This is a genomic window from Myxococcales bacterium (assembly GCA_016720545.1).
In the GTDB taxonomy this organism is placed as follows: domain Bacteria; phylum Myxococcota_A; class Polyangia; order Polyangiales; family Polyangiaceae; genus JAAFHV01.
On record JADKKK010000013.1, the window covers coordinates 101,454 to 125,871 of the forward strand.

Consider the following 24,418-nt stretch of genomic DNA (forward strand, 5'->3'; position numbering starts at 1 on the left):
GCGCGGCTCGGCCTTTCGCCACAAGGGAGCGAGGGGGTGTCCCGTTTTCGGCGGCGGTGGGAGGATACTCATGTTCGAGGGTCGGCGTTCTCGCGCGGTCACACCCGAAACCACTGTCCCCTGAGCGCAAAAAGCGCCGCCTCCACCGCGCGGAACGACGTCCGAGTTGAGGACGGGCCCGCCGCCGCCGAAAACGGGGCACCCCATCGCTCCTCGGCATGACACCGAAGACCAGACTTCTGATACGAACCACGACTCCAGGGGACTAGAGCATCCGCCGCGCCTTGACCTCGAGGTAGCGCTTCACCAGCGACGGAGTCACGTCCTCCGGGCGCGCGTCCAGCACGAGGACTCCCGCGTGCCTCAGCTCGCGCACGATCGCCTCGCGAAGGCCGAGGGCCTCGGCCGCGGCGGCGCGGACGAACAGATCGCGCTCGCCGCGGATGGGGGCGAGCGCGAGCGATTCGATCTCCTCGTCGCGCATGAGCACACACAGCGGCAGGTGCCGCGGCAGGAGCCCGCGCAGCGACGCCGCGAGCTCCTTGGCCGAGCGGGGCTCGAGGAGGTTCGTGAAAACGACGAGGAGGGAGCGCGCGCGCACCTTCGTGCGGAGGAACGTCATCGCCGCGCGGTAGTCGGTCGCGGCGAGCCCTGCCTCGAGGGCGTAGACGGCCCGCGTGAGCTTTCGGCCTCCCGCGCGACCGCCGCTGGGCGCGAGGAAGGCGCGCGGCAGATCGTCGAACGCCATGAGGCCCGCCTTATCGCCACCGCGGAGCGCGACGTCGGCGGTCAGCAGCGCGGCGTTCAGCGCGCGGTCGACGCTGGTGATGCCCCCGCTCTCGCCTCGCATGCCGCGTCCGACGTCGATCGCGAACACCACGTTCTGGTCCGACTCCGCCTGAAACTGCCTCACGGTCAGGTCGTCGCGCCGCGCCGAGGCGCGCCAGTCGACGTGGCGGACCTCGTCGCCCCGTTGGTAGGGGCGGAGGCGCTCGAACTCGGTGTCGCCCCCGCGCACGCGCAGCGAGCCGAGGCGCGCGTCCTCGCGGCCCTTTCGGCGCAAGAGCTCGAGCTCCCGAGCGGCGTGGACGTCGGGGTACACGTCGACCTGCTGCGCGAGCGGCAAGGACTCCTGGCGATCGACGAGCCCGAGCGGCGACGCGTACCGAACCGTGATCGCCCCGAGCTCGCGCGGGCCGCGTCGCGTGGGGCAGAGCTCGTAGCGGACGACGGCGTCCCCAAGCGGCGGCAGCTCGACGATCGCAGGCAAGCCGGTGGTCTCGGCGTGCGCGACGGGGTCGTCCATCACCGTGCCGGAGAGCGCGCGGCGGCTCGTGTTGCGCAGAGTGAGCGTGACGAGGTTGGGGCGCCCGACCGAGAGAATCTCGGCGATCTCGCGCTCGGCGCGGACGCGCGAGCCCAGCGCGAGGACCACGTCGAGGCCCGCGGCGAGCGCGAGCGCCGCGTCGAGCCCCCACATGACGGGCGCCAGCGACGGCGCGTACCCCGCGACGGTCCCTACGACCGCGGCGATGAACGCCAGGGCCACGAGGCGCTTGCGGGGAACGACGGAGACCACCGTCAGTTGCCTCGAGGCACGGGCGTCGCACGAACGATCTCGTCGATTCGATCGTCGGCGGTGAGGCCCTGAAGCTCCGCGTCGGGGTGGAGCATCACGCGGTGCCGGAGGATGGGCTTGACGAGAGGTTTCACGTCGTCCGGCGTGACGAAAGAGCGCCCCTCGCTGGCCGCGACTACGCGCGCCGCCTTCAGCATCGCGATCGACGCGCGCGGCGACGCGCCGAGCTCGATCGCCCGGTCGTCGCGCGTGCGACGCACGAGCTCGACCATGTAGGACACGAGGGCGTCGTCGACGCGGATCTGCTCACACATGCGCTGCATCTGCAGGATTTCGTTCGCGTTCGTGGCCGAAGCCACCCCGGCGAGATCTCGTGGATCGAAGCCCGCCGCGTGGTGCTTCACGATGCGCTCCTCCACCTCGCGCGGCGGGCTCTCGACCTGGAGCTTCAGGAGGAAGCGATCGAGCTGCGCCTCGGGGAGCGGATAGGTGCCCTGCGACTCGACGGGGTTCTGCGTGGCGATCACGAGGAAGGGCGGCGGCAGCGGGCGGCTCACGCCGTCCACGGTGACCTGGTGCTCTTGCATCGCCTCGAGGAGCGCCGACTGGGTCTTGGCGGGGGCGCGGTTCACCTCGTCGGCGAGGAGCAGGCTCGTGAAGATGGGGCCGGGCACAAAGGTGAAAGCGCCACCCTGACGGTCGAAGACGGACGATCCCGTGATGTCGCTCGGCATGAGGTCGGGGGTGAACTGGATGCGCTTGAACCCGACGCCCGAGGCGGCCGCGAGGCTCCGCGCGACGAGCGTCTTCCCGAGCCCGGGCACGCCCTCGACGAGCACGTGGCCGCCCGCGAAGAGGGCGACGAGCAGCCCGAACACGAGCTCCTCTTGGCCGACGACGACCTCGGCCATGCGGGCACGGATGCGCTCGAAGGTCTCGGTGAAGCGCGACGGCTCCGCGGCGGCGGGGCCATCGGCGTGGTTCTCGGCGGGGGCGTCCTGGGTCACGTGGGGTCCTTGCTGGGCGCCGCGGCGGCGCTCGTTTTCACGTCCGGTGCGAGCGACGCGGCGACGGACGCCCGCAGCTCGCGGAGCACGGCGAGCTCGTCGCCGCGCGGGGCGGCCCCCTGCTCGACCTCGAGGGCGCGGGCCCAGAGGGCCTCGCTTGCCGCGGGCGCGGCGCGCGTTCGCGCGGCGAGGAACGAGGGGATGTCGGTGGCGCCCCGGGGAAGCGAACGGCGGAGGCGGAGCTCCGCGAAGCGCGCGAAGACCGCGAGCGCGTGCGCGGGGCGGGCGAGGCGGGCGTAAAAGGCGCCCGTCGCGAGGATGTGCTCGGAGAACGCGCGACGAGCCGGCGGCGGCGCAGGCCGAGGGCGTGCGTGCCGCGATCCGTACGCCGCGAAGAGCAAGAGGCAGGCTACGAAGGCGTGCCCCATCCCGAGGCCAAGCCCCGCGCGAGCGAGCGATGAGAAGGGGTTGCCGGGCGGCGAGATGCCGTCTCCGGCGCGCGCGAGGCGCACCGCGCGCTCTTGGCGCACGCGGGCTCCCTCTCCGCCGGGGTAGGCGGGCCGCGCCATCAACTCGGTGAAGAGCGCCGCCACGACGCTCGGATTGCCGGGGCGCGAGAGGCCCACGTTCGTGAAGAGCTCGCCGTCCGGGAGCGCGACAACGACGCCTTTGCCAGCGGGTTTCGCTGCCGCGTACACGCGTGCGTCCCTCGCGTCGCCGGCCGCCGCCACCACGATGATGGGCTCCCCCCCCTCGACGGCGACCGCACCGCTGCCGTGCACGGCGCCGCGAAAGCGTCGCCGGGCCGCCTCGCGCGCGGCGTGCGCGCGCTTCACGAGGGTGTCCAGATCCACGTCCTCGTCGTCGTCGTCCTCGAGCTGGGGCGGTTCGAGCGGAGACAGCAGCCCATCGATCGCCGTGACGCCCGTCGCGTCGAGGGCCGCGGGTCCGGGGCGGTAGCCGAACGCGTTCGACAGCGCCTGGCTCGTCGTGCCCGCGAGCACGAGCACGCCGCCGCTCTCCACCCAGGCGACGACGCGCGTCTCCGCGTCGGGCTCGAGCGGCGTGCGGTCCAGATCGACCACGAGCACCGGGGCCGCGTCGAGCTCGCTCGCGGTGAGCGGCGCGAGGTTCGAGAGCGCGCGCCCAGTGGTCGACACGGCGAGGCCCTGCCGGGTGAGGAGGTCGGCGAAGAGCTCGTCCCCCCCGGGGTCCGCGTGCCGCGCGATGCCATTGGCGCCGCAACCGACGAGCAGCACCACGGCCAGCGCCGCGAGGGTCGTGGGCGCCACGCGCACCAGCGCCCGCGCGAGCCCCGACGCGCGACTCACGCGATCGGTCGTGGGCGGTTCACCACTGAACTGGGCGCGATCGACCTCGCGCACGAGCTCGCGGAGGGCCGGCCGGCGCTCCGTCTCGGAGCACGCGCGCACGTACTCGCCGTTCGTGCGGCTCCGGGCGATCCGCACGGCGCCGCGGCGATCGAGCGCCGCGAGCGACGCGGCAAGATACATGAACAATGCACGATTCAGCTCGCCCGACTGCGCGAGGTCGTCTGCGCGGCGGAGCGCGGACTCCGCGTCGTCGACCGCGGGCAGCTCGGACGAGGCCACCTCGGCGTGCGGGGCCAGCTTGGACGTGGCTGGCTCGTCGGCGAGCGACGCGTCACGGCGCCTACGGCGGAGAGCCTGCACGATAGGGTACACGAGGGCCGCGAACGCCGCCGCCGCGAGGAGCACGACGAGCCCCTGCGCGAGCGCGCCGAGAGCCTTCTTCAGCGACGCGTGCCACGGGCGCTCGCTGTCGGCGGGACGCTTCGCCTGCGCGGCGTCGCACGCTGTGGCGAAGCCCGCGCAGTCGGGCACCGCGCGCGCCGTGGGGCAGAGCTCCCTCGCCCGCGCGCTGAGCGGCCTGCGGGGAGCGCGGCAGAAGGCCATCGCTTCGGTTGCGCGGGCAGCGTCGACGTTCGCCTGGGCCTCGCTCGGATCCGCGAGGACCGCCAGCGCGGGCGTCGTGAGCGCAGTCGCCGCGACGACTCCTAGCGCAGCGAGGGCGCGCGGCGTCACGCTGCCCTCCGCGGGACCGCGGGCGGCGAGGCCTCGGTCTCCGTCTCGGCCTCCGCCCGGCGGGCGATGGCGGCGAAGCGCGTCTGGATGTCCCAGCCTTCGGCGCGCGTGCGCACGTTGAGATAGAGAAGGAACCTCGCGACCGCGGCAAACGGCAAGAAGAGCCAGAACCCGCAGGCGGCGAGCGCGCTGCCACCGTGTTCCCAGGCCGGCTCCGGCGCGGTCCACGAGAGCAGGTCGGTGAGAATGGCGCGACCGCACACGTCGCCCATGATCGTGCATACTGCATGCAACAAGACAAGCAGGAGAAAGCCGAGCGCGGCCTCGCCGGCGCCACCGCTCGCGAGCCGTTGGAGGCGCGGGAGCGAGGCGCCAAACGCGACGCGCTCGAGCAGCACGACCTCACCAACGAAGAAGAGCAGCGCCGCGACGAGGAGCCCCGGGACGAAGAAGAACATCGACGCGACCGCGATGGCCGTGAGCTGGACGCCGCGCACGAAGAGCACGCGTGGCGCTCGACCGATGGCGCGGCGAAGCACGTCACGGACGCGCACGTCGCGCTCGAAGACGAGCCTCGACGCCAGCTCGGTGAACGGCGCTTGGGCGACGAGTCCGAGCACGATCGCGACGAGCCACGCGAGGCCCCACCCGAACGTGGCCGCCACGCCCCAGGTCACGGCGATCCCGGGCACGAGCACGACGATCCCCAGCTTCGCGAAGGGGACGCGGTGGCGAGCGAGGAAGCGGAGCGCGAGGTCGAGGACGTCGGGGGTCGCGCGGTCGCGCAGCACGACACGCGCCTCTGCGACGGGCGACGACGGCGCCTCGTGCGCGACCGCTTGACGTAGGGAGCTCGGGGTCACCGCGGCCTCCCTTTCGCCGGGGTCGGCGCGCCGCGCCCCGCGAGCGCGAGGTAGGCGAGCACGAGCACGAAATTGACGGCGCCGACCGCCAGCTTGACCAGGGTGGGCACCGAAGACGACGACCAGAAGCCCTCGATGAGCGCGGCGATGAACAACATCACCGCGGCGCCCGCGACGATGACCACGACATCCCGCGCGACGTGCTGGAGCGACGCGAGGCGCGTGCGGTCGCCCGGCGACACCACCGACCACCCCATGGCGAGGCCCGCTCCGCCCGCGATGACGATCGCGCCGAGCTCGAACGTGCCGTGCCCGACGATGAACGTGACGATGTTGAGCCCGGCGCCCTGCGAGCCGACGTACCCGAGCACGGCGCCGGTGAAGAGCCCGTTCTGCACGAGGGTGATCGCGGAGCCGAGCCCGCCGAAGATCCCGAGGGCGAAGCAGCGGAGCGCGATGCCCACGTTGTTGTTGACGTAGAAGCCGGTCATCAGGGTGTCTTCGGCGCTCCCGCGCCCGGCCGCAAAGCCCCGCTGGTACGACTCGGTGAGCGGCCGCAGCATGGCCTCGGGCACCACGCGGAAGGCGAACTGGGGCTCCGCGAGCGCCGCCATGAGCCCGAGGAAGAACGGCACGAAGAACAGGAGCGTCGCCAGGAGCATGGCGCGCCAGTGGCGTCGGACGGCGATCGGGAACGCCGTGGTCCACGCCCTCCCGCCGGGTCGCGCGGCGGCGCGAGCCCTAGCCGGCGCGCCCGCGGCGTGCGCCCCGTAGAGCAGGGTGTGCGACTGGGCCGTGAGCCCCTGGAGGTAGTCGATGAGGGGGGCGCTGTAGCGCGCGGCTTGCGCCCGCGACAGATCACCGCACACGTCGCGGTAGAGCGTCGGCAGCGCGTGGACATCTTCCGGACGCAGGCGCTTCGGGCCTCGCTGCTCCGCGATGCGGACGATGCCCTCGAGGGTCGACCAGTCGCGCTCGCGGCGCGCGGCGAAGGCGCGCTCGTTCGGGGCGGAGGCTAGCGCCATGAGCCTCCTGGCGCGCCACGCGAGGAAGGCGGCGCCTCTTCCCGGCCCGCGTTGACGGCGCGATCGTAGAGCAATGCGAGCAGGCGCGCGGGATCGGGGTGCCGGTAGTCGAAGCGCCGGCCGAGCGCGGGCGCGACCATTCGGGCGAGCTCGGCCTCGCGGGTGGCCCCGAGGCGCCCCCGCCTTCGAAGAAAAAGTTCAATGGCTGCGCGCTCTTCCGGATCGAGACCGATGCGAGCCGGGAGGGTGGCGAGCTCGTCGGGGCGGGCCGGCGGCCAGAGGCGGATGGGCTCGGCGCGAGCGTGGTCGCTCGTGTGGACGACGAGGGTACCCGCGACGAGATCGCCGATGCGCTGGAAGCGCCCCGTGCCCGCCATGAACGCTACGCCGAGCGCATAGCCGAAAGGGAGCCCGTCGGCGGCGCGGAGCAGGTTACGGAGCGCGGCGTGGGTAAACCCGATGGGGCGCCCCTCGGCCGTGACCACCCGCAGGCCAAGCGCCGCCTTGCCGGGCGAGCGTCCCCACACCGACTCCGCGACGACGAAATAGACCCACTGCACGAAGAAGAGCGCGACGAGGAGCACGCCCGCGCCCGCATGCGCGAGGGATTCGGCGTCCGCGCCGGCCACGCCGCCGGCGCTCGCCGCGAGGAGCACGATCCCACCGAGCACCGCGAGCGCCGCGTAACAGATCGTGAGATCGAGCAGGTGCGCGAGCCCTCGGCGCGCCGGGCCCGCCACGCGATACCGGAACACGATGTGCTCCGGCGTCTCGATGGCGACGTCGGTCTCGAGCGGCGCAACGTTTGGCATCGGGGCCGGAGGAGAATAGGCCAAGGTGACCAAAACGGAAGCCTCGCGGCCTCCGCGAGGGAGCCGCGGGAGCCCACGCCGAGCACCGTGCCGTCCTTGTCGCCGAAGCTTGCGCTCGGGGTGCGCCCGTCGGCGCACACGCCTATCGGAGCGAGGGCGCGGGGGCCGGGGCGCGGCCGGGCGCGAGACCGGGACCGGGCGCGCCGGAGCGCTTGGGCCCGGCGACCGCAGGGGCGCGCGGGACCTCCGCCTCCCCCGATGTGCGCGGTGGGTCGAGCATGAGACGACCGAAGAGCCCCGTCTTCGCGATCGCGAGGCGCTCGGACAGGACGATCTCGCTCCCCGCGCTCGGGACGGTGGTCCTCGCGTGGAAGAAGAGGCAGGTGCGGATGTTGCCGCCGAACGCGAAGACGTGCCCTACGAGCTCGTTCTTCTTGCCGATTTCGACCGCCACCCACACGCGGCTGTCGAACGCCTCCGGTCCGACGGTGACGTGGTCCTCGAGGGTGCGGAGATCGCCCGTCGGCACGCGGCCTTTCTTGCGTGAGAGCGCCTCGCACTGAGCGCGGCCCACGAGCTCGCCCGCCCCCTCGACCGCGACGGTCAGCTCGGTCTGGGTGCCCTCGTGGGTGGCGCGCAGCTCGGGCGTGGTGTGGTCGTCGATGCGCCACGCGCGCCCCTCGGGCAGGCGCACGGTGAGCAAGTGGCGCTTCGAGTGGAACGGCGCCCAGCCCGCGTCCGCGAGCGAGAGGGCGACGACCGGCGGCGCGAGCACGGTCTCGGGCCCCTTCGGCGCCTTGACGCGCGCCCCCTCCTCTTCGCAGCCGGCGGAGAGCACCTGCACGGCACCGACGAGGAGCACGGCGAAGATGCTTGCGCGGCGGTCCATGGGGTGTTGTCTAGCCCAAATCCCGCCGAAGCAGCACGTAAACGGCGCCCTCGCCGCCGTCCTCGGTGGTCGCCGTCGCGAACGCGCTCACTTGTTCGCTCGCGCGCCCCTGGGAGAGCCAGGCGGAGATCTCGCCGCGCAGGACGCCGACGCCGCCCGGAGAGTGATCGCCCTTCCCGTGGATGACCAGCACGCAACGATCGCCCCGCCCCCGACGCTCTCGCAGGAAGCGCGCGAGCTCGTCGTGCGCGGCGGCCGCGGCCTGCCCGTGGAGGTCGAGCCGGGCGTCGACCGCGATGGCGCCACGTCGGAGCGATCGCAGGGTCTGCGGGGGCAGCTCGAGGCGACGCCCCTCGACGCGGCGGCCGTCGTCGACGACCTCGAAGCGGGACGGGCCGTCGACCAGCTGCCGGAGCTTCTCGTGCACCTCGTCGGCCTCCGCGCGGGCACGCGCGGCGAGGTCTTCGGCGGCGCGCGCCCGAGCCTCGGGGCCCCGCGGCGCGACGCCCGCGGAGACGCGGGTGGGCTTGTCGCCGCCGATCGGCACGACGCCGCTCATCATGCGCTGGAAGGTCGCCTCTTCCTCGGCCGCGTCGACCTTCGGCGTGCGGGCGCGCGCCCCGGCCGCCGCGGGCGCGGCCCTCGCGGAGCTCGCCGCGCTCGCGGCCTGCGGCTTCGCGGCCTTCGCCGCCGCCTGGGCCTCGAGTTGCTTCTTCATGTCGGCCAGCGCGGGCGCGAGCGCGGACGCGAGCGCGAACCCGCGGCTCTTGTCGTCCTTCGCGCCCCGCTTGCCCGGCGGCTTCGTCGGGCTCATGACTCACCTCGGTCGAGCGCGCGCAACGCCGCGATGGCCGACTGGATGCCCGTGAGGAGCCCGTCCGCGTAGTGCCAGTCGGGATCGTCGAGCTCGGGGAAGTCGTGGGGGTTCTTGATGTCGTCCGACGTGAGCCCTGGCTTCAACCGCCGCGCGAGCTCGATGACCTTACGCCCCTGGAGCTCCTCCATCTGCGTGAGCACGGCCAGCGCGCCGGCGAGGGTCTGTGGATGGCCTGTCTTGTGGACTGTCATACGTTCTCCTCGTGGGCTCGCCGCAGGAGCGCTGCGGCATCGGACGCGACCACCTCGGTGAGGAGCCCGCCGCGTGGGTAGATGGCGACGGCCGTGCCTACCGCTGGGCACACGCCGAGGCAACGCGTGCGCGTGACCCAGACGTCGTAGGTGAGCCCGCGCTGGCCGACCTCGCGTTTCAGCTCGGCGAACACGGCCTCGCCGCGGCCCCCGCACCCCGGTCCAAGCGGCGAGCCCTCGCGCCGGTTCTCGCACACGAAGAGGTGCGCGCGCGGGCGGCGGGCGGGATTCATCGACGCACCGATAGCACGGGGTGGAGCGCCGCGCGGCGAGCCGCCAACGGCGCACATTGACGCACACAGATAGCCGATGTCGTTCCCGGGTGGATCCCCACTCTGGATCCCCGAAGTCCCTCCCCGCGCCGCCCGCCACCCAGGAAGCCCATGACGCGCCACGATCCGACGTCCTTCGGGCGGCCCAGCGCTTGCACACCCGACCCCGATGCCCGTGGTGCGCCTCCCCAGCCGAGTGCTCCCGCTCGATCAGCGGCGCCTGCATCTGGGCGCCCACGTTGGGCGCGGTTTCCGCACCGAAGCCTACCGCGGGGAGCTCGAGGGCCGCCTCGGCGTGCGGCACCCCGTGCTCGTGAAGCTCTTCGACACAGCGGCCTCCGACGCCGAGGGCGCGGAGGGCGACAGCTTCGTCACCGCCCTCGTGCGCGCCGCCGCGCGCGCCGCGCGGGTGCAGCACCCCAACGTGGCGCGGGTCTACGATTGCGGTGAGGCCGCGGGGCGCGCCTTCCTGGTCACCGAGGAGGTCCCGGGGGTCTCGCTGCACCACCTGCTCCGCACCCTCGAGGAGCACGACAGCCGCCTTGGGTTCGATGTCGCGCTGTTCATCTCCTGCGAGGTCGCGGACGCCCTCGCCGGCGCCCTGGCGGCGCCCGGCCGCGTTTGCCACGGCGACCTGTCGCCGCGCCAGGTCATGCTCGGCTGGACCGGCGTCGTGAAGGTGACCGACTTCGAGATCGGCCGCGTCACGATCGCGCAGTCCGGAGTGCGCAGCCTGCGGACGCAGTCGTCGCGGCTCGAGAACCTCGCCCCCGAGCTCGTGCAGGGGAGCCCCACCACGCCGCGGAGCGACGTCTTCGCGCTCGGAATGTTGCTGCGCCAGCTCTTCGTCGGGCGGCGCTTCAAGCGCGGTCTGTCGCACGCCGAGGTGCTGCACATGGTGACGGAGGGTCAGGTCGACTCGCCGTCCTTCCGAGCGCGCATCCCGCGGGAGCTGTCGGAGCTGATCCTCACGGCCACGGCTGTGAGCCCCGACGAACGGTTCCCGTCGGCGCGCGCCGTCGCGGAAGAGCTGCGCGTGATCGCCTTTAGGCACGGGGTCGGCGACGCGCGTCCATTCCTCGCGCGCGCGCTCGATCGTGCGCTGCCCGACGAGGCGCCGGCCCCGGCCGGCGACGACCTCGGCGACGACAGCTTCGCGGGCGAGGACCGCGACGCGCTCTTGAGCGAGACCCGTGAGGCGCTCGATCTCGACTCGCGCGACTGGCGCGAGGAGGACGACGAGCACGAGCACGAGCCAAGCCGCTACGACGACGAGCCGCCTTGGAGCGAGCCGGCGCCGCCAGCGCGCAGTGCTGACCTCGGCGTGGCGACAGGGAGCGGGCCGCGGAGCCGCGCCGCCAACGCGTGGCGTGGCGACGACGACGACGACGACCTCGCCAGCACGTCGATCCACCGCTCGCACCCGAGCGCGGACGTCCTCGGCGGCGACGACGACGACGACGACGACGACGACCTCGCGCGGACGTCGCTGCACGCCGCGCCCCGGCGCGCCGTGCCGAGCGCGGACGCGCCGGACGAAGAGCTCGCGCGGACCTCCGTGTTTCACGGCCGCCTGCGCGACGACGACGACGACCTCGCGCGCACCACCGCGCGACGCTTCACGGACGACGAGCGCGACGACCTCTCCAAGACCACGGTCCTGCGCGGGGCTGGGGCGGCGCGTGCACGCGGCGCGGCGCGGCCCCTCGAAGAGGACGACGACTTCGACCCCGAGGCGACGGTGAACCTGAAGTAGGCGACGGCGCGGGCGAGTGATCCGGCGTGGTTCCGGACCGAGCTCGCCTCAGTCGCGCGAGATCGCGCCGCTCGAGCTCCTGGGCTCGCTCGCCGCGGGCGGGGCGGGTTCGCCGACGGACGCGCTGGTGGGAGCGGCCGGCCGCTTCATCATCGCGTTCGCCAGCTCGAGCAGCGGCTCGCGCTCCGCCTCCGGAAACGCCTCCTCCACGAGCTCGAAGAGCGAATAGTCGAACGGTAGCCCTGGCGCGGCCTGGACCTTCACGATGCGCTCGCGCCGCCCCTTCTGCGCGAGATCGAGCGCGCGGTGGTGGCAGAGCGGGTTGTCTCCGACCTTGCCGAAGAGCACGTGGGTCGTCCAGTTGCACCCCGACTTGCACTCCTCCGCGTAGTAGCAAGTGCGGCAATACCCCCGGAGGTCTTCGACGGTCATGTCGCGCGTGAAGCGAAGCTCCTTCGTGCCCTCCCAAATGTCGACGAGCTTGTGATCGCGAATGTTCCCGCCCACGTAGTCCTGAGTCGGCAGCGACGGACAGCCCTTGATGTCGCCGTTGGCCTCGATCCCCATGCTGAGGCGCCCAGCGCCGCACGAGCCGCGGTGGCTGCCCGGGAACGTGCGACGGAGCTCGGCCTCGTGTGGCCCGTAATAGCCAATGTTGTTGCCAGTCCAAAAGCGGACGTTCTTGGCGTCGGCGCGCCGCTTCATGCGCACGAGCATGGGGAAGAGCTCGAGCAGCTCCCAAGGCTGGAGCAACATGTCCGGCTCGTCGCCGCCGCGGCCCATGGCGGTGGTGAGCTGCATTTGCCACGAGTGCATCCCACGGGCGACGAGGAGGTCGAAGAGCTCCTCGAGCTCCGGCATCGAGTGGCGATTGATCTGCGTGTTGCACGAGAAGGGGATCTTCACCGCCTTGAGGTTGTCGATCGCCAACATGGCCGCGTCGAAGCTGCCTTGCGCCGCGCGGAGCGCGTCGTGCGTCTCGCGCAGTCCATCGACCGACACCGACACCGAGAGGAGCCCGGCGTCCTTGCCCGCCTGGGCGCGCTCGAGGGTGAGCCCGCGGCCGCCGGTGGTCATGCTGCACGACATGCCGTGCGATCGAATGCGGCGGACGAGCTCGGTCCAGTCCTCGCGGAGGTACGCCTCGCCGCCGATGAGGGTCACCTCCTTCACGCCGAGCGCCGCCATCTGGTCGACCAGATCGAGCGCCTCCGCCGTGGTGAGCTCGTCGGGTCTCGCGCGGCCGGCACGCGAGCCGCAGTGCCGACACGCGAGATCGCACGCGAGCGTGACCTCCCACACGACGTAGATGGGCCGCCACCGCTTGTCGATGGCGCGGGCCTCCTCGAACAGGGGCAGCTTGCGCGTCGCGGGCGGCGCCGCGGGGGCGAGCGGGAGGGAGCGGGGGCGAGGTCCGATGGTCATGAGCGGCGATCTCCAGCGACTGGAGCCCCGCGCGCGGGCCCCGCAATGCATGCAGAATACATGTATTTCACTTCTTCGGGCGCTGTGGGCTCGGCGGCGGCGGCGCGCCATAGATGGCGACGGTCGCGCGCGGAAAAGAGGCGTCGATCACCTCCGCCGCGGGGCCGGCGTCCGGGACCGAGGCCGAGGCCGCGGGCGGCGGCGCAGCGGACGCCGGGGGTGGCGGCGGCGAGGGCGGGGCCGAGAGAGCCGGCACCTCCGCCGCGTTGCACCCGAGCGCGCCGAGCTCGAGCGCCCCGAACACGAGCGCCGCGCGCGAGCTCACGCTGGCCAGCCTGGCCAAGCGACCTCCGAGGGGCGCGGCGGGAGGCCACGGGCCCACGAAGGCGCAGAACGGGCACGTCTCGGCGTCCCCCGAGTCGAGGCGCTGGAGACGGACGTGACGCGAGCAGCGTGGGCAAGGGCACAGCACGCTGGGAGCCTACCAGGCCGCACGTCCCGCCTCCACGCCGCCGACGCGGCCCGGAGCCCGCGCGGACCTGCCGCAGCGTGTCACGAGCGCCCCCGTGCAACCGCCCGAAAAGCCCTTGGCGAACGGGCGAAACGGTGTGATCCTCGTGTCATACCCCCCGCGCTCCGGCGCCTCGGGTGAGACGGTCACGCGGAAAGGAGCGCCCCTTGAGCCAGACAAGCATCGAGAAGCGACCGAACGTCGGCCTCGCCACGAGCGGCGTGGTGGCGGCCACTCTCCTGCTCGGCGGCTTGGCGCTGGGCACGAGCCGCCTCACCGGGGGCCCCGTCGCCCACGATCCGCAGGCGCCCACCCACGAGACCATCCAGACGCTGGGCGTGATGTACCCGAACAGCGGCCCGCGCTGAGAGGCGACGGCCGGCGTTGGCCCGAAGGCGACCCGTCTGCTACACGCGTCGGGTGCGCTCTCCTAATGCGAACGACCGTCGACGCTCGCAGGCCGGAGCCGCCCAAGTGCGGCCGCTCGGCGCGGCCCTCGTCGTCGGGCTGCTGGGCCTCCCGAGCTTCCTCGTCCCCGAGGTCGCCCAGGGAGGGCGAGGCGCGTGCCCCTCGGGCATGGCGCACGTCCCGGGCGTCAGCGGCCAGCTTGGGTTCTGCATCGACAAATGGGAGGCCTCGCTGGTCGAGGTCGACCCGCGTGGCCGGCGCACGCCGCACTCTCCCTACGAGCTCGTGAAAAAGGGCGCGCGCGTGGCCGCGGTGTCCAGGCCAGGGATCGTGCCGCAAGCCCACATCAGCCGCAACGAGGCCGAGGCGGCCTGCGCGGCCGCAGGCAAGCGCCTCTGCGCCGAAGACGAGTGGACCCGGGCCTGCGAGGGGCGTCACCCCACGCGGTTCCCCTATGGCAACGATCGCCACGACGGCTACTGCAACGACCACGGCCGGGCGCCGCTCTCGGTCGTGTTCCCGAGTGACGGCGCGGCCGTGTACGCCTCCAGCGACAAGATGAACGATCCGCGGCTGAACCAGGTGCCGGGCTCGATCTCGAAGACCGGCGCGCACCCGCGGTGCAAGAACGCGTACGGAGTGTTCGACATGGTAGGCAACCTGCACGAGTGGGTCGCCGATCCAAGCGGCACGTTCCGCGGCGGCTACTACCTGGACACCCACAAGAACGGCGACGGCTGCCGCTATCGGACGAGCGCCCACGACGCCACGTACCGCGACTACTCCACGGGCTTTCGCTGCTGCGCCGACGGGCGCTGAGCGACCGAGCGGCGCCCCAACACGATGAGCTCGACGTGAGACCGAAGGCCCGCCACGGAAGGCTCACGGTCCTCGCTTGCCTCTGGGCCGCGGCGTGCGGTCGCGCGCCCGGCGGGGTGGGCCCCGCGCCCGCCAGAGCGAACGACGTGAGCGAGGTCGGCGAGGTCGGCGCGGTCAACGAGGCCGGGGTAACCGACGCTCCGCCTCTCGTGGCTGCGAGCGCACCGCGACGCGAGGAGCGCCGCGCGCCCGACGCGGCGCAGCCCGCGCTCGCCTTCAGCGGGGGCGACGGCGGGCGGCGCACGCGGGTCTACCGGCTCGCGGCGATCGGCGACTCGCTCACCGACGCGCACTCCAAAGGGGGCGCGTTCCTCGAGCTGCTCCACGAGCGCTGCCCGCGGAGCACGTTCGACAACCTCGGGGTCGGCGGCCAGATGGTCAATCAAATGGCCGCGCGCTTCAGCCGCCAGGTGCTCGGCCAGGCGGGAGCGTCCAACTCCAACGCGCCCTCGTACTCCGACGTGCTCGTGTGGGGAGGTGTGAACGACCTCTACAGCGACCAGACCGCGGGCCGCACGGTCGCCAAGATCCAGAAGGATCTCGCCTTCATGTACTCCGCGGCGCGGGCGCGCGGCGTGCGGGTGCTGGCGATGACGGTCGCGCCGTGGGGCGGGTTCACGCGGTACTGGAGCCCCAAGCGCCGCGGCGACACGCTGGCGCTGAACGCGTGGATCCGCGACGGATCGGCGCGCGGTGACGTGAGCGGGGTCGTCGACGCGTGGGCGCTGCTCTCTTGCCGCCCTCCGGACGACCCGGACAAACTATGTCCGGCCTTCGCGCGCCGCGACGGGCTCCACATCACGACCGACGGGCAGCGCAAGCTCGGCCAAGAGCTCCACGCGCGCTACTTCGCCGACTGCGAGTGAGTTACTTCACCTGCGTGTACACGAAGTCGTGACCCGTCTGGCCGCCCTGGCCGGCGCCCTCGTGGCACGCCGCACAGAGGGTCTTCGGCGAGCCGCTCGTCGCCTGGCCGTTCGCCACGACGCTGGTGCCGAGGAGCTCGTAGTAGTACCAGGCGTCCGCCCCGCCGGCCGCCGTCTTCAAAGAGAAGGCATAGCCGCTCGGCTTGTCGTTGGCGTCGAACAGCTCCTTCACCGACGCCGCTCCCACGGGGTACTCTCCCGCGCCGTGCTTCGATGCGAGCGCGTTGGAGCACACCCGGTTCTTCGAGTGCGCCGATCCGGCTCGCGCCGCATGCGGCGCCGGCTCGCAGGCCCACTTCGCGTAGCTCTTCGCGTCGATCCACTTGAGGATCGCGGCCGAGTCGCCGGTGGGCGGGGTCTCGTCGTTGCTCGGCCTGCCCCCGTCGGGCGCGGGGCCCGCGTCGCCGGGCGGCGGAGTGGCAGTGCCCGTCGCCGAAGCCGTGGCCGTCGTGGAGGCCGACGGGGCCGGCGCGGCGTCTGCAGCGCTTGGCGTGTCGGAGCAGGCGCCCACGAGCGCCCCGAGGAGCGCAGCGGTAGCGAGGAGGGCGCGCAGGGAGCCGGCGGGCGGGGTGGTCTCGGTCATGGTTTTCCCTGTACGCGACTCGTGGCCGTGGGTTTCGCCGGCGCGGTGTTCGCGGTGTTCGCGGCGCCGGCCGGGCGCTCGCCCCGGCGCTGGCAGGCAGGACACACCCCGTACATCTCGTGCTTGTGGCTGCGCAGGACGTAACCGTACTTCCGCGCGATCTCCTCCTGAATGGCCTCGATGCGCTCCTCCTCGAACTCGAGGATGTCGTCGCATTCGACGCAAATGAGGTGATCGTGGTGGGAGGCCTCGTCGGCGAGCTCGTACCGCGTGAGGCCATCGCCGAAGCGGCGCTCGAAGGCGACGCCGCACTCCGACAGCAGCTTCAGCGTGCGGTACACCGTCGCGTAGCCCACCTTCGGGTCTTGCGCGCGCACCTGCGCGAGCAGCTCCTCGATGCTCACGTGGTTGGGCGAGGTGAAGAAGGTCTCGACGATGAGTCGCCGCTGCTCGGTGGAGCGCAACCCTTTGCGCTGCATGTGCTGATGGAGGAGCCGCCGGAAGTGTTCTACGTTCGGCGATCCATGGTCGTGCGCCTCGGTTGTCATCGCGAAGTCCTCCCCCTGCGCGCACGGCCCGACGGTCACCACGACCAGGGCAAGGCGGGCGAACGATTGCCACGGGCGGCCCTCGCGTCAAGCAGCAATCCGCTTCGTGCGCGGAGACGCGGGCGGTTCGAGGTCGCTTTCGTCGCGCACCCGGCCTTTACGGTCGCGCTTGGTCTCGCCGTGGCGCTGCGGGCGCCGCCGTGCGCGGCCGAGCCGGCGGGCGGAGATCTCCGCCACGATCTGCGCGTGGACATCCCCGTCACGCTGGCCGCGGCGGGCACCGCGATCGGCCTGAACCTCGCCGCCGGCTCGCTCACCCGCGCGTGCCGCTGGTGCGACTCGAACGCCCTCGACGCCAGCGTGCGCGCGGCGTGGGTGCGCGCGGACCCCGCGCCTTCGCGGACCGTCAGCGACGGCTTCGCGGTCGGGGCGCCCGTCGTCACCCTGGGTCTCGCTGCGCTGGCGGCGGCCGACGCGGATCGCGCGGGCGACATCCCGCTCAACTCGCTGCTCGTCGCGGAGGCGACCAGCGTCGCGATGGCCCTGAACGCGATCGCCAAGGTCGCGTTCGCGCGCGAGCGACCGTATGCGCACGCGCTGTCCGCCGACGCGAAGGCCACCACGCCGAGCCCCGCCGACAACAACGTCTCGTTCTTCTCGGGGCACACCACCTTCACGTTCGCCCTCGCCACGTCGGCGGGCACGATCGCCTCGACGCGGGGCTACCGAGCGGCGCCCGCCGTGTGGGCCGTCGGCCTGCCGCTCGCGGCGGCGACGGGGTACCTCCGCATCGCCGCCGATCGTCACTACTTCACCGACGTCGTCGGAGGCATGCTCGTGGGCGCGCTCGTCGGTGCCGGGATCCCCCTGCTGTTCCACCGGCCGATGTTCGAGCGCGCGGTGCTAGGCAGCGCGTCCGTGCCGGGCGGCCAGATCTTCTCGCTCACCCTCCCCTCGCCGATCTAGAGCGCCGTCGAGGTGGCATCGAGATCTGGGGCGCCCTTCCGCGATCTCGCGCCGCGCGGCCGCGCGCGATTTGCCTTGGTTGCCTCTACGAGGGGAAAGCAGCGAGCGTCGCTGCGTGGACTTGCTACGTCTTGGGAATGATGACTCGTCTCCTCCTCTGCTTGGCCCCGCTCGTCGTGCTCGCCTGCGGCGCGCCTGAGCCCGCGACGCCCTCGTCCAAGGCGGGCTACGAGATGAACGACGCCGAGTCGGTCTCTTCGATGGAAGCGGCGCTGGCGAAGCCGCTGCCCGAGGCCTGGAAGCGGGCGAGCGTCGCGTTCGTGCCCGACCCCGTGGCCGCGTGCCCGCGCGACCCGACCGAGGACGAGGTCAAGAAGATGGTCGCCGCGCAGATCGAGCGCGCGAAGAAGGCGATGGAGGCGCTGGGCGTGGCGGTGATCGAGGACCCGAACAGCGCGTCGGTCGCGCTCGGCGTGCAGATCTTCACCAACTGCAACGCGAACAACCCGGACTCGAAGGCGCTCGTGACAGGCATGGTGTACGCGATGCCGAAGAACGCGGGCCCTGCGCTTAAGTCAGATCTTTTCGCCATCAAGAATTTCGACGCTGGCAGGGTCACCCAGGCGCTGATGCGCGACCCCAAGCTGACGGCGGCGCTCTCTGCGCCCTGACCGCGGCGCGGGACACGACGTGCGCGGTGACTCAGGGCGTGAGGTACGGGTTCCGCCGGGACGACGCGGAGGGCGCCGCGGGCGGCGTTGGCGCGGGTGTGGAGGGGGCGACGGCGGGCGCGCTCGCGGGCGGCGGGGCCCCCTTCGGTGCCACGGCGGAGTGGGGCTTTGCCTTGGGAGCGCTCACGGCAGGTGAGCTGGTGCTCCGCTCGGGGGCATGCGCCGTGCTCGGCGCGGGCGCGGTCGGCGGCGCCGTCGCGGGCGGCTCGATCGACGCGCTGGCGCACTTCGCCACACCGAAGTCGGTCACCCGCGCGAGGCCATCGAGGCCCACGAGGATGTTCTGGGGCGACACGTCGCGATGCACCACGTCGAGGGCGCGGCCGCGGTCGTCGGTGGCCTCGTGCGCGGCCTGGAGCCCGGCGCAGGCGTCGAGCACGATGCGCAGCGAGAGCCTCGGATCGATAGCGCCTTTGGTGCTCGCCATGAGCTCCGAGAGGGCGCCGCCTTCGACGTAGTCCATCACGAGCAGCACCTGTTCGCCGGCGACCTCCACGTCGCGCACCGAGGCCACGTTCGCGTGGCGAATCGACGAGGCGACGCGCGCCTCGTTCACGAGCACCGTGCGCACGTTGGGGTCCTCCAGCACGTGGGGATGGGGGAGCTTGATGGCCACGAGCTGACGAAAGCCGAGCGCACCGCGCGCGCGACCGACGAAGACCGAGCCCATGCCGCCGCTCGCGAGCTTGAACAAGAGCTCGTACCGGTCGGAGAGGCGCGCCGCCGAGTCGTCGCCGGAGAGGTTCACGAGGCAGCCTCCGTCGACGAACGCGCCGTGCTGGCTGCTCGCGGTGCCAGGGGAGACGTCAAGCTCGCTCGTGGCCGCCGAGCCATCACGGAGCCGCCAGCTCACGACGTGCCGCCCGGTGACGTACATCGGGGTATCGAGGGCGCGGGCCGCAGCGTCGAGCATCGCGGAGCACGGGGCCTCGCAGTGGAGCGTGAGCCGCGCCACCTTCCCCTCGTGGAGCGCGCGCGCGCGCGGCGAGGGCGCTGACCGACGTGCGTACGCCGGCTCGCGCGGCCGCTCGGGCGGCGAGGTTTCGAGGGGCGGGGACGTCGACGGCTCGACGGCGCGCCGCTCGCGGAGCGCGCGAAGAGGCTGAGGTGGTCGAGGTCCTTCGCGGCGCCGTGTGGCTGACCCAAACACGGCGTCGAGCGAGCGCTCGGTGACTCCGCGTCGTCAGGTCGACTCCGTCGCGTCAACTCCGTCGCGTCACGCCGCAGGTCGAGGAGCGCCGCCCCGGGGAGGGTCTGGCTCCACGACCGGTGGGCGGACGCTGTAGTAACCTCGCCTGTGCTCCGCGGGGCGCCCCCGCGTGATGCCAACCCAACACGGTCCAGGACGCGCCCGCGAATGACCCAAGCCCAGAAAGAACACGCGCCCCACGGAGGCGTCCTCGCTCTCACGATTGGCGCGATGGGCGTGGTGTACGGCGACATCGGCACCTCTCCGCTCTACGCGGTGAACGAGGTCTTCTTCGGGCACGGCGCGGTGCCGTCGACGAAGGAGAACGTCGTCGGCTGCATCTCGCTCGTCCTGTGGACCATCACGCTCGTTGTCCTCTTCAAGTACCTGCTCTTCGTGCGCGCCGACAACGACGGCGAAGGCGGCACCTTCGCGCTCTACGGGCTCCGCGGCGGCGGGGGGGGGGGGGGGGGGGGGGGGGGGGGGGGGGGGGGGGGGGGGGGGGGGGGGGTTGGGGGGGGGGGGGGGGGGCCGGCGGCCCGCGGCGGGGCCGGGTGGACGCTGGCTGCGGGGGGGGGGGGGGGGGGGGGGGGGGGGGGGGGGGGGGGGGGGGGGGGGGGGGGGGGGGGGGGGGGGGGGGGGGGGGGGGGGGGGGGGGGGGGGGGGGGGGGGGGGGGGGGGGGGGGCGGGGGGCGGCCGGGCGTCGTCGACGCGGCGTTCCTCACGGCCAACTCGCTCAAATTCTTCGAGGGGGGCTTCATCCCGCTCGGCCTCGGCGTGATGCTCTTCGGCGTGATGACCACGTGGCGCTGGGGCCGCAAGGCCACGTTCGCGGCCTACTCGGGCAAGCGCACGATGACCATGAAGGAGCTCATCGCGCTGAAGGAGAGCGCCACGCTCTTCGACCGCAACGCGATCGTGATGGTCCCCAAGCCGCTGCGCTCCGTGGACGACAACTCGCCCGCGCTGATGCAGCTCCTATGGGATCGCTGGGGGGGCATCCTCCCGAAGAACCTCATCTTCGTCGAGGTGGTCCACCGCAAGGTGCCGTACGTGCGCGACGCGCGCTACCACGTGACTCTGTTCCAGCGCTCGAGCGATCGAGGGTGCATCGTCAGCGTGACGATGGTCTTCGGGTTCATGGAAGATCCGAACGTCGAGCGTGTGCTCGAAGACCTCGCCGGTCACCACGAGATCGACCTCCCCGCGAATCCGCACAAGTGGATCGTGCACGCCTCTCAGGAGAACGCGATGCCCGCCAAGGACGCCGGAGCGTTCGCACGGACGAGGCTCCGTCTCTTCTCGTTGCTCCGCCAGATCTCGACGCCCGCGTATTACTACTACGGCCTCGGCGACGAGGTTCAGCTCTCGACCGAGATCCTGCCCGTGCGACTGAAGTAGGGCCGCGCCCGGGCGACCGGCGCCCGCGCCGTCGACTGCACGGTCTGAGACGCAGCGTTCCCGCGCTACTTGCAGCTCGCCACCATCGCCGCTTCGATCGCCGCGGCGCCCGCGGGGTTCGCCTGCATCGAGTGCCCCACGTTCGGCAAGATCGTCACGCTCGGCGGTTGTCCTCGGTTCTTCACCTGCGCCGCGTAGTCGAGCCCCGCCGGCACCACGCCGTTGTTGCAGTCGTTCGAGGCGAGGAAGAGCTCCACCTTCGAACACTGGTCGACCGAGAGCGCGAAGCCACGCTGCGCGACATAGGAGGTGGCGCTGCATTCCGCGGTCGAAGTGGAGATCGTGAAGATCTGGCCATCCCACCGCTGGACGCCGATGACGGTCCTGTCGGTGAAGCCGGCATAGGCGACGCCGCGGTGATGGATGGCCATCGAGTTCGGGGAGTAGAAGGTCGGGCAAGCGACCTTGCCGATGGTCTTCAGCGTGATCGACGCGGGATCGAACCGGAGCAGATCGTTGTCGGCCGACAGGAGGTAGATGTAGAGCGCACGGCGTCCGTGCAGTCGGAGATGGGCGTGACAGGTAGCACGGTCCTCTCGTTCATGGCGCCAACTCGCCTTCGGCTCGGGGCCGCCATCGGCCACCGTTCGCCCCTGCGGGGCTCACTTCGAGGTTCTCTCATTCGAAAGCCGCGTTTCTCGCGGCTTTTCGCGTTCTGTGGCATACCGACTTCGACGCGATCGGCCTTCGACTACGGCCAAAAATCAGCCCGGGCTCACCCCGCGAACGCGGCGTCGAGCGCCTGGCGCAGATCGGCGAGTAGATCACCCTCGCCCTCGAGGCCCACGCTCACCCGCACGAGCCCGCCCGAGATGCCCGCGAGCCGGCGCGCGTCGCTGGGCATCGTGGAGTGGGTGGTCGAGGCCGGGTGCACCACCAGCGTGCGCGCGTCCCCGAGGCTCACGGCGTGCGTGGCGATCTTCACGGCCTGGAGGAGGCGCGCGCCGCGGGCGCACGCGGTCGCCTCGTCGCCGACGAGCTCGAACGACAGCAGGGAGCCGAAGGCGTGCATCTGCGCGAGCGCGAGCGCGTGGTCCGGGTGCTGGGCCAGCGAGGGGTGGTTCACCCTGGCCACGCGCGGCTCGGCGGCGAGCGCCCGCGCGAGGGCATGCGCGGTGCGGCAGGCCTGCTCCTGGCGCAGCGCGAAGGTGCGGAGCCCCCGCAGCACGAGCCACGCGGAGAACGGCGACAGCACCCCACCGAAGCCCTTCACCACGAGCTCACGCGCGCGCTCGACCGCGGCCTGTTCGCCTACGATGGCCCGGCGATCACGTCGCCGTGCCCCGAGAGCGCCTTCGTCATGCTGTGGACGACGAGGTGCGCGCCGAGCGCGAGCGGCGACTGGCAGAAGGGCGTCGCGAACGTGCCGTCGACGACCAGGGTGAGCCCACGCGCGGCCGCGACCGCCGCGAGCCCGCGCAGGTCGAGCAGGCCCAGCGTGGGGTTCTGCGGAGTCTCCGCGTAGAGCACCCGCGTGGCCGGCGTGATCGCGCGCTCGTAGGCTTCGACCGAAGAGTCCACGAAGGTGGTGGTGATCCCGAGCCGCGGGAGGCGCTCGCGCAGCATCCGGGCCGACTCCGCGTACATCGCGCGCGGCGCGACCACGTGCTCACCCGAGGTCACGAGCGAGAGCACAGCCCCCGCGATCGCGGCCATCCCGCTCGAGGTCGCGCACGCCGCCGGGGCGCCCTCGAGGGCCGCGAGCTTGGCCTCGAGGGCCTCGAGCGTGGGGCTCCGCCAGCGGCCATAGATGTACGCGTCGCTCTCCCCTTGGAAGGCGCTCGCGGCCTCCTCGGCGCTCGAGAAGCCGAACGCCGAGGAGAGCACGATGGGCACGTCGAGCGCGCCAGTGTGGGGATCGGCCGCCTCGCCAGCGTGCACGACGAGGGTCGAGAGCGCCTCGCGGCGCCGGGCGAGGGTGACATCGTAAGGCAAGGCCGGATCGATCACGCGAGGAAGGTAGCGCCGTTCGCGGCTCCCTTCTTCTCTTCTCGCGCGGCCCGCTTCGATCGAAACTCCTGCGATGAGATCTGGGCTCTTCACCCGCTGGTGTGTCGGCTGCGTCCTGTCCTGCGTCGCGAGCGCGGCGTGTGCTCCCAAGGGCCCCGTGGAGGCGCGGTGCCCGGCCGGTCGCGCGACGCTCGACGGCGCGTGCGTGAGCGAGGCGGTCGCCGACTACGTGACGTGCGTGCGCGCCGTTCTTTCGCGAGACGCGGGCAAGCTCGGGAAGGAGCAAGGCCAGCGGCTCACGGCCGAGACCGTCGCCGCCGCGTCGCAGGCGCAGACGGCCGCCGAGGTCCGCGAGCGGCTCGAGCGGCAGCACGCCGCCTCCGACGTGGGCGCTCGGGCGATCCTCGGGGCGTGTGGCGATCGCCGGCCGCCTCCGGCGAAGCGGGCCGCCTGCATCGAGGCGGGGAAGCTCGGCGTCGCCTGCGGCTTCGAGGGCGATCCAACGTGGTCTACGCGGTGCGACGCGGGCCCCCTCGTCGGCTGCCTGATGATGCGCGGCCCCACGTGCGAGAACATCGCCTTCTGCGGGTTCGAGGAGGCGAGCCGCAAGACCTGCGGAGCGCCGGCGAGCCCCGGGGGCACCGCGGGATGCGAGGCGACCCTCGCATGCTACCGCGGGTGCAAGGGCGACGCCGCGTGCGAGTGCCGCTGCACGACCGCCATGGCCGCCTCCTCCGCGCTCGCGGTAGGGACGGTCGAGCAGTGCTACGAGACCGCGTGCAGGGGCTGCGCCGACAAGGGCCGCGGCGAGTGCGAGCTCTGCTTCCAGCAGCGCTGTCAGCGAAAGTACGAGGCCTCCTGCGAAGGGCGCTGAGCCCTAGCTATAGCTAGCTAGGGGCCGCGGCGGACGCGCGATCAGCGCCGCGTGAGCCGCGTGAAGCCGGCCATGACCTCGCCGCCCCCCTCGACCTTCCCCTGCACCTCGATCGTGTCGATGTCGTACACGCCCTTGGTGAGCGGCACCTCGAGCTGTTTGCGCTTGCCGAGCCGCCGACCTGCGTCGCCCGAGTCGATGAGCGCCAGCGGCCCCTCTGTTTCGAAAGGCGTCTTGCTGCGCTTCCACCGCTTGGCGTGCTGGAGCGCCGCGAGCAGGTCGACCGCCGAGTCGGCACCGACCCAGTGAATGAAGACCAGCGGGCCCGGGGGGGGGGGGGGGGGGGGGGGGGGGGGGGGGGGGGGGGGGGGGGGGGGGCTCGCTCGGCTCGATCCCGCGCCACTGCGGTAGTGACGCGAGCGGCAACGCGACGAAGGGGCCGCCCTCGCTTTCGAGGAACCGGAGCGCTTTCGCCTGCTTCTTCATCGCGGCGTCGACGGCGAACCCCGACTTCGTGCGCGGCTTGACCGCGACGGGAGCCGCAGCGCCCTCGAGGAGCAGGCGCACCGC

General features: G+C 72.6%; 25 protein-coding genes and 1 pseudogene. 8 read left to right on the plus strand and 18 right to left on the minus strand.

What is annotated here, in order from left to right; all coding sequences use genetic code 11:
• Positions 1–265: 265 nt before the first annotated feature.
• From IPQ09_22005 to IPQ09_22050, 10 genes are all read right to left on the minus strand, one after another.
• Positions 266–1,579 (minus strand): DUF58 domain-containing protein, encoded by a 1,314-nt coding sequence (locus tag IPQ09_22005; protein ID MBL0196850.1) that lies wholly within the window; start codon positions 1,577–1,579, stop codon positions 266–268.
• Positions 1,580–1,581: 2 nt separating this feature from the next.
• Entirely contained in the window at positions 1,582–2,490 is a 909-nt protein-coding gene (locus tag IPQ09_22010; protein MBL0196851.1) for a MoxR family ATPase, read from the minus strand.
• Positions 2,491–2,582: 92 nt separating this feature from the next.
• Complete coding sequence (locus tag IPQ09_22015) at positions 2,583–4,652, minus strand: hypothetical protein (protein MBL0196852.1); 2,070 nt, start codon at positions 4,650–4,652, stop codon at positions 2,583–2,585.
• Positions 4,649–5,515, minus strand: a complete 867-nt coding sequence (locus tag IPQ09_22020) for a hypothetical protein (GenBank protein ID MBL0196853.1) — start codon at positions 5,513–5,515, stop codon at positions 4,649–4,651. The genes IPQ09_22015 and IPQ09_22020 overlap by 4 nt, the downstream gene beginning before the upstream one ends.
• The gene (locus tag IPQ09_22025) at positions 5,512–6,540 is read right to left on the minus strand and encodes a stage II sporulation protein M (protein MBL0196854.1); all 1,029 of its coding nucleotides are present in this window, start codon (positions 6,538–6,540) and stop codon (positions 5,512–5,514) included. Before IPQ09_22025 ends, IPQ09_22020 begins: the two co-directional genes overlap by 4 nt.
• Positions 6,531–7,352 (minus strand): RDD family protein, encoded by an 822-nt coding sequence (locus tag IPQ09_22030; GenBank protein MBL0196855.1) that lies wholly within the window; start codon positions 7,350–7,352, stop codon positions 6,531–6,533. The genes IPQ09_22025 and IPQ09_22030 overlap by 10 nt, the downstream gene beginning before the upstream one ends.
• Before the next feature lie 142 nt (positions 7,353–7,494).
• Positions 7,495–8,241, minus strand: a complete 747-nt coding sequence (locus IPQ09_22035; GenBank protein MBL0196856.1) for a hypothetical protein — start codon at positions 8,239–8,241, stop codon at positions 7,495–7,497.
• A gap of 10 nt (positions 8,242–8,251) precedes the next feature.
• Positions 8,252–9,055, minus strand: a complete 804-nt coding sequence (locus tag IPQ09_22040) for a Smr/MutS family protein (GenBank protein ID MBL0196857.1) — start codon at positions 9,053–9,055, stop codon at positions 8,252–8,254.
• Positions 9,052–9,309 (minus strand): hypothetical protein, encoded by a 258-nt coding sequence (locus tag IPQ09_22045; protein ID MBL0196858.1) that lies wholly within the window; start codon positions 9,307–9,309, stop codon positions 9,052–9,054. The genes IPQ09_22040 and IPQ09_22045 overlap by 4 nt, the downstream gene beginning before the upstream one ends.
• Complete coding sequence (locus IPQ09_22050) at positions 9,306–9,602, minus strand: (2Fe-2S) ferredoxin domain-containing protein (protein MBL0196859.1); 297 nt, start codon at positions 9,600–9,602, stop codon at positions 9,306–9,308. Before IPQ09_22050 ends, IPQ09_22045 begins: the two co-directional genes overlap by 4 nt.
• Positions 9,603–9,816: 214 nt before the next feature.
• Between IPQ09_22050 and IPQ09_22055 the strand changes: the two genes are divergently transcribed.
• Positions 9,817–11,397, plus strand: coding sequence for a protein kinase (locus tag IPQ09_22055; protein ID MBL0196860.1), 1,581 nt, complete (start codon positions 9,817–9,819; stop codon positions 11,395–11,397).
• Between the two features lie 48 nt (positions 11,398–11,445).
• Here the strand turns inward: IPQ09_22055 and IPQ09_22060 are convergent, their stop codons facing one another.
• Positions 11,446–12,822: a radical SAM protein gene (locus IPQ09_22060; protein ID MBL0196861.1), complete on the minus strand. Its 1,377-nt coding sequence runs from the start codon at positions 12,820–12,822 to the stop codon at positions 11,446–11,448.
• A gap of 67 nt (positions 12,823–12,889) precedes the next feature.
• Entirely contained in the window at positions 12,890–13,147 is a 258-nt protein-coding gene (locus tag IPQ09_22065) for a hypothetical protein (protein MBL0196862.1), read from the minus strand.
• A gap of 353 nt (positions 13,148–13,500) precedes the next feature.
• On the opposite strand from IPQ09_22065, the gene IPQ09_22070 reads away from it, so the two are divergent.
• Genes IPQ09_22070 through IPQ09_22080 form a run of 3 tightly spaced genes read left to right on the plus strand, consistent with a single transcriptional unit; the run spans position 13,501 to position 15,486 of the window.
• The gene (locus IPQ09_22070; GenBank protein MBL0196863.1) at positions 13,501–13,701 is read left to right on the plus strand and encodes a hypothetical protein; all 201 of its coding nucleotides are present in this window, start codon (positions 13,501–13,503) and stop codon (positions 13,699–13,701) included.
• A gap of 52 nt (positions 13,702–13,753) precedes the next feature.
• Positions 13,754–14,560 carry an SUMF1/EgtB/PvdO family nonheme iron enzyme gene (locus IPQ09_22075; GenBank protein ID MBL0196864.1) on the plus strand — a complete coding sequence of 269 codons (807 nt, stop codon included), beginning with the start codon at positions 13,754–13,756 and terminating at the stop codon, positions 14,558–14,560.
• A 35-nt stretch (positions 14,561–14,595) separates the two neighbouring features.
• Positions 14,596–15,486 (plus strand): hypothetical protein, encoded by an 891-nt coding sequence (locus IPQ09_22080; GenBank protein ID MBL0196865.1) that lies wholly within the window; start codon positions 14,596–14,598, stop codon positions 15,484–15,486.
• Between the two features lies 1 nt (position 15,487).
• Here the strand turns inward: IPQ09_22080 and IPQ09_22085 are convergent, their stop codons facing one another.
• The gene (locus tag IPQ09_22085; GenBank protein MBL0196866.1) at positions 15,488–16,129 is read right to left on the minus strand and encodes a hypothetical protein; all 642 of its coding nucleotides are present in this window, start codon (positions 16,127–16,129) and stop codon (positions 15,488–15,490) included.
• Positions 16,126–16,608 carry a transcriptional repressor gene (locus IPQ09_22090; GenBank protein ID MBL0196867.1) on the minus strand — a complete coding sequence of 161 codons (483 nt, stop codon included), beginning with the start codon at positions 16,606–16,608 and terminating at the stop codon, positions 16,126–16,128. The genes IPQ09_22085 and IPQ09_22090 overlap by 4 nt, the downstream gene beginning before the upstream one ends.
• Positions 16,609–16,857: 249 nt before the next feature.
• Between IPQ09_22090 and IPQ09_22095 the strand changes: the two genes are divergently transcribed.
• Both IPQ09_22095 and IPQ09_22100 read left to right on the plus strand, forming a co-directional pair.
• Positions 16,858–17,643, plus strand: coding sequence for a phosphatase PAP2 family protein (locus IPQ09_22095; GenBank protein MBL0196868.1), 786 nt, complete (start codon positions 16,858–16,860; stop codon positions 17,641–17,643).
• A gap of 137 nt (positions 17,644–17,780) precedes the next feature.
• The gene (locus tag IPQ09_22100) at positions 17,781–18,314 is read left to right on the plus strand and encodes a hypothetical protein (protein MBL0196869.1); all 534 of its coding nucleotides are present in this window, start codon (positions 17,781–17,783) and stop codon (positions 18,312–18,314) included.
• Between the two features lie 31 nt (positions 18,315–18,345).
• Here IPQ09_22100 and IPQ09_22105 read toward each other — a convergent pair whose 3' ends face one another.
• Positions 18,346–19,329 carry a serine/threonine protein kinase gene (locus tag IPQ09_22105; protein MBL0196870.1) on the minus strand — a complete coding sequence of 328 codons (984 nt, stop codon included), beginning with the start codon at positions 19,327–19,329 and terminating at the stop codon, positions 18,346–18,348.
• A gap of 402 nt (positions 19,330–19,731) precedes the next feature.
• Here IPQ09_22105 and IPQ09_22110 point away from each other — a divergent pair, with 402 nt between their 5' ends.
• Entirely contained in the window at positions 19,732–20,964 is a 1,233-nt protein-coding gene (locus IPQ09_22110) for a KUP/HAK/KT family potassium transporter (protein ID MBL0196871.1), read from the plus strand.
• A gap of 65 nt (positions 20,965–21,029) precedes the next feature.
• Here IPQ09_22110 and IPQ09_22115 read toward each other — a convergent pair whose 3' ends face one another.
• Complete coding sequence (locus IPQ09_22115; GenBank protein ID MBL0196872.1) at positions 21,030–21,608, minus strand: hypothetical protein; 579 nt, start codon at positions 21,606–21,608, stop codon at positions 21,030–21,032.
• Positions 21,609–21,739: 131 nt separating this feature from the next.
• A pseudogene (locus tag IPQ09_22120) lies at positions 21,740–22,959 on the minus strand (PLP-dependent transferase).
• An 88-nt stretch (positions 22,960–23,047) separates the two neighbouring features.
• On the opposite strand from IPQ09_22120, the gene IPQ09_22125 reads away from it, so the two are divergent.
• Positions 23,048–23,848 (plus strand): hypothetical protein, encoded by an 801-nt coding sequence (locus tag IPQ09_22125; GenBank protein MBL0196873.1) that lies wholly within the window; start codon positions 23,048–23,050, stop codon positions 23,846–23,848.
• Positions 23,849–23,889: 41 nt separating this feature from the next.
• Here IPQ09_22125 and IPQ09_22130 read toward each other — a convergent pair whose 3' ends face one another.
• Entirely contained in the window at positions 23,890–24,168 is a 279-nt protein-coding gene (locus IPQ09_22130; protein MBL0196874.1) for a hypothetical protein, read from the minus strand.
• Between the last annotated feature and the right edge of the window lie 250 nt (positions 24,169–24,418).

What these genes read in the sequence shown, in the direction of transcription:
- IPQ09_22010 (MBL0196851.1), bottom strand. Translation starts at nt 2,490, where the DNA reads ATGGCCGAGGTCGTCGTCGGCCAAGAGGAGCTCGTGTTCGGGCTGCTC.
- IPQ09_22025 (MBL0196854.1), bottom strand. Translation starts at nt 6,540, where the DNA reads ATGGCGCTAGCCTCCGCCCCGAACGAGCGCGCCTTCGCCGCGCGCCGC.
- IPQ09_22030 (MBL0196855.1), bottom strand. Translation starts at nt 7,352, where the DNA reads ATGCCAAACGTTGCGCCGCTCGAGACCGACGTCGCCATCGAGACGCCG.
- IPQ09_22035 (MBL0196856.1), bottom strand. Translation starts at nt 8,241, where the DNA reads ATGGACCGCCGCGCAAGCATCTTCGCCGTGCTCCTCGTCGGTGCCGTG.
- IPQ09_22040 (MBL0196857.1), bottom strand. Translation starts at nt 9,055, where the DNA reads ATGAGCCCGACGAAGCCGCCGGGCAAGCGGGGCGCGAAGGACGACAAG.
- IPQ09_22045 (MBL0196858.1), bottom strand. Translation starts at nt 9,309, where the DNA reads ATGACAGTCCACAAGACAGGCCATCCACAGACCCTCGCCGGCGCGCTG.
- IPQ09_22050 (MBL0196859.1), bottom strand. Translation starts at nt 9,602, where the DNA reads ATGAATCCCGCCCGCCGCCCGCGCGCGCACCTCTTCGTGTGCGAGAAC.
- IPQ09_22060 (MBL0196861.1), bottom strand. Translation starts at nt 12,822, where the DNA reads ATGACCATCGGACCTCGCCCCCGCTCCCTCCCGCTCGCCCCCGCGGCG.
- IPQ09_22085 (MBL0196866.1), bottom strand. Translation starts at nt 16,129, where the DNA reads ATGACCGAGACCACCCCGCCCGCCGGCTCCCTGCGCGCCCTCCTCGCT.
- IPQ09_22090 (MBL0196867.1), bottom strand. Translation starts at nt 16,608, where the DNA reads ATGCAGCGCAAAGGGTTGCGCTCCACCGAGCAGCGGCGACTCATCGTC.
- IPQ09_22100 (MBL0196869.1), top strand. Translation starts at nt 17,781, where the DNA reads ATGATGACTCGTCTCCTCCTCTGCTTGGCCCCGCTCGTCGTGCTCGCC.
- IPQ09_22110 (MBL0196871.1), top strand. Translation starts at nt 19,732, where the DNA reads ATGACCCAAGCCCAGAAAGAACACGCGCCCCACGGAGGCGTCCTCGCT.
- IPQ09_22125 (MBL0196873.1), top strand. Translation starts at nt 23,048, where the DNA reads ATGAGATCTGGGCTCTTCACCCGCTGGTGTGTCGGCTGCGTCCTGTCC.